The sequence below is a fragment of the Actinomadura sp. NPDC049753 genome (assembly GCF_040674655.1).
GTDB classification, from domain to species: Bacteria; Actinomycetota; Actinomycetes; order Streptosporangiales; family Streptosporangiaceae; genus Spirillospora; species Spirillospora verrucosospora.
Genome location: NZ_JBFARL010000396.1, coordinates 1 through 2942 on the forward strand (window position 1 = coordinate 1; position 2942 = coordinate 2942).

Annotated in this window: 3 protein-coding genes; 1 reads left to right on the plus strand and 2 read right to left on the minus strand. The window is 75.2% G+C overall.

Going from position 1 to position 2942, the window contains the following annotated elements:
* The first annotated feature begins 117 nt into the window (after nt 1-117).
* Nucleotides 118-1275, plus strand: a complete 1158-nt coding sequence (xylA, locus tag AB0K37_RS41465; protein WP_363991533.1) for a xylose isomerase — start codon at nt 118-120, stop codon at nt 1273-1275.
* A gap of 120 nt (nt 1276-1395) precedes the next feature.
* On the opposite strand, the gene AB0K37_RS41470 is transcribed toward xylA, so the two are convergent.
* Together AB0K37_RS41470 and AB0K37_RS41475 are read right to left on the minus strand one after the other, a co-directional pair.
* Nucleotides 1396-2604, minus strand: coding sequence for an ABC transporter permease (locus tag AB0K37_RS41470; protein ID WP_363991535.1), 1209 nt, complete (start codon nt 2602-2604; stop codon nt 1396-1398).
* The coding region (locus AB0K37_RS41475; protein ID WP_363991537.1) for an ATP-binding cassette domain-containing protein at nt 2601-2942 on the minus strand (342 nt) is incomplete at its 5' end. The genes AB0K37_RS41475 and AB0K37_RS41470, both read right to left, overlap by 4 nt.

Consider the following 2942-nt stretch of genomic DNA (forward strand, 5'->3'; position numbering starts at 1 on the left):
CCGCCCGCCTGGCCGGCGCCGCCCGCGACCGAGCACACCGCCGACCGCACCGACGCCGGGGTCCGCGCACGCTACGCGGCGCTGCGCGACACCGCCCCGCAGATCTGAGGAGAAACCATGAGCGACTACACGCCCACGCCCGAGGACCGCTTCTCGTTCGGCGTCTGGACGGTCGGCTGGCAGGGCGTCGACGTGTTCGGCCCCGGCACCCGGCCGCCGATGCCCGCCGACCGCGCCGTCCGCGAGCTGGCCGAGATCGGCGCCTACGGCGTGAACTTCCACGACAACGACGTGTTCGACTTCGACGCCACGCCCGCCGAGAGGCAGGGCGCGATCGACGCGTTCCGCAAGGCCCTGGACGAGACCGGCCTGGTCGTCACCACCGCCACCACGAACCTGTTCGGGCACCCGATCTTCAAGGACGGCGCGTTCACCGCCAACGACCGCGACGTCCGCCGCTTCGCGCTGCGCAAGGTCATGGACAACCTGGACCTGGCCGCCGAGCTGGGCGCCCGGACCTACGTCTGCTGGGGCGGGCGGGAGGGCGCCGAGTCCGGGGCCGCCAAGGACGTCCGGGCCGCGCTGGACCGCTACAAGGAGGCGTTCGACGTCCTCGGCGCCTACGTCGCCGACCAGGGCTACGACCTGCGCTTCGCGATCGAGCCGAAGCCGAACGAGCCGCGCGGCGACATCCTGCTCCCCACGATCGGCCACGCGCTCGCGTTCATCCAGACCCTGGAGCGTCCGGACACCGTCGGCCTGAACCCCGAGGTCGGGCACGAGGAGATGGCCGGGCTGAACTACGCGCACGGCCTGGCCCAGGCGCTGTGGCAGGGCAAGCTGTTCCACATCGACCTCAACGGGCAGCACGGCCCCCGCTACGACCAGGACCTGCGGTTCGGCGCCGGGAACGCGCGCGGCGCGTTCTGGGTCGTCGACCTGATCGACCAGAGCGACTACGACGGCCCGGTCCACTTCGACTTCAAGCCGCCGCGCACCGAGGACGACCGGGGCGTGTGGGAGTCGGCGGCCGCGTGCATGCGCAACTGGCTGATCCTGCGCGAGAAGGCCCGCGCGTTCCGCGCCGACCCCGACGTGCAGGACGCCCTGCGCGAGGCCAAGCTGGAAGAGCTCGCCCAGCCCACGCTGGCCGACGGCGAGGACTGGCGCTCCGTCCGCGACGCCACCGCCGACGCCGAGGCCCTCGGCGCCCGCCGCACCGCCTTCGAGCACCTCGACCAGCTCGCCCTGGAGCACCTCTACGGCGTGCGGTGAGGTGTTTCCCCAGGGGGCGACGACCCCTGGAACCCCGTCACGGGCCGGGCGAGCTCCAGGCGCCAGAGCGCCTTCCGGCCGCCCGACCCGTGGCCGCGGCTAAGGCTCCTTACGTCGTGGTCACGGGGTCGCCAGCGCTTCTGTGGGGGCCAGGCGGGCCGCGCGTAGAGCGGGGTACAGGCCCGCGACGCCGCCTATGAGGACGGTGGCGAGGATGCCCCCGGCCATCGCCCACACCGGGACGACGGTCGGCCAGCCCTGCGTCACGGCGAAGACGGCGGTGACCACGATGCCCGCGGCCACGCCGCCCACGCCGCCCAGCACGGCCAGCATCTGCGACTCGGCGAGGAACTGGAGCCGGATCTGGCCCCGCGTGGCGCCGAGGCTGCGGCGCAGGCCGATCTCGGCGCGGCGCTCCAGCACGGAGATCACCATCGTGTTGGCGACGCCGACGCCGCCGACCAGCAGCGCGACGCCGCCGAGGCCGAGGAGCAGCCCGGTGAACGCCCGGTCGCCGGCCTGCTGCGCGGCCAGCGCGTCCGAGGGCCGGCTGACCTCGACCTCGTTCGGGGCCTGCGGGTTCGCGGTCGCCGCGAGCAGGTCCCGCACCTTCGCCACGGCGTCCTTGCGGGCCCGCGTGTAGACGGTGGTCGGGTGGCCGTCGAAGCCGAGGCGGGACGCCGCGGCGTCCCAGCCGACGAGCGCGGCCGAGTCCAGCTCCGGCGCCAGCCCGTTCGGTTCCAGGACGCCGACGACGGTGAACCACTGCGAGCCCAGCCACACCTGCGTGTTCGGCGCCGAGACGCCGAGCCGGTCGGCGGCCGCCGACCCGAGGACGACGGCGGGGTACTTCGCCGTGCCCGCGTTGAGCCAGGTGCCGGAGGCCATGGTGAGGCCGACGGTCCGCGGCAGGTCGAGGCGGGCCGCCAGGACGCTGATGCCGCCGCTCTCCCCCTCCGGGATGTGGTCGTTGCGGTAGACGGCGGTGTCCTCCAGCTTCGCCGTCGCCGACGCCGACCGCACGTCCGGCATCCGCGCCACCATGACGACGGACTCCTCGGGCAGCGCGGCGTCCCCGCCGAACAGGTCGCGGCCGGGGCCGACCGTGAGCAGGTTCGTGCCGAGCCGGTCGAGGGTGGCCTGCAGCTGCGCCCGGCTGGACGTCGAGATGCCGACCACGCCGATCATCGCGGCGATGCCGATCGCGATGCCGAGGGCGGACAGGAACACCCGCGTCGGCCGGGACCGCAGGCCGGCGGCGCCGACGCGCAGCACGTCGCCGGGGCCGAGCCTCGCCGGGGCGTCCCCGGAGGCGGTCCTCCCGCTCACGGCGCCCCCACCCGCGCGTCGTCGTGCACGATCCGGCCGTCGCGCATCCGCACCTGCCGGGGCAGCAGCGCCGCGATGTCCCGGTCGTGCGTGATCAGGACGACGGTGGTGCCGCCGCCGGACAGCTCGCGCAGCAGGTCCAGGACGCCCGCGCCCGACGCCGAGTCCAGCGCGCCGGTCGGCTCGTCGGCCAGCAGCAGCGCGGGCTCCCCCACCACGGCGCGGGCGATCGCGACCCGCTGCCTCTCGCCGCCCGACAGCTGGTGCGGCCTGTGGCCGAGCCGGTGGCCGAGCCCGACGCGCTCCAGCGCGTGGCGGGCCCGGCGGCGCCGCTGCGC

Excerpts from the sequence above, each read along its gene's own strand:
- xylA (WP_363991533.1), top strand. The coding sequence starts at position 118 with ATGAGCGACTACACGCCCACGCCCGAGGACCGCTTCTCGTTCGGCGTC.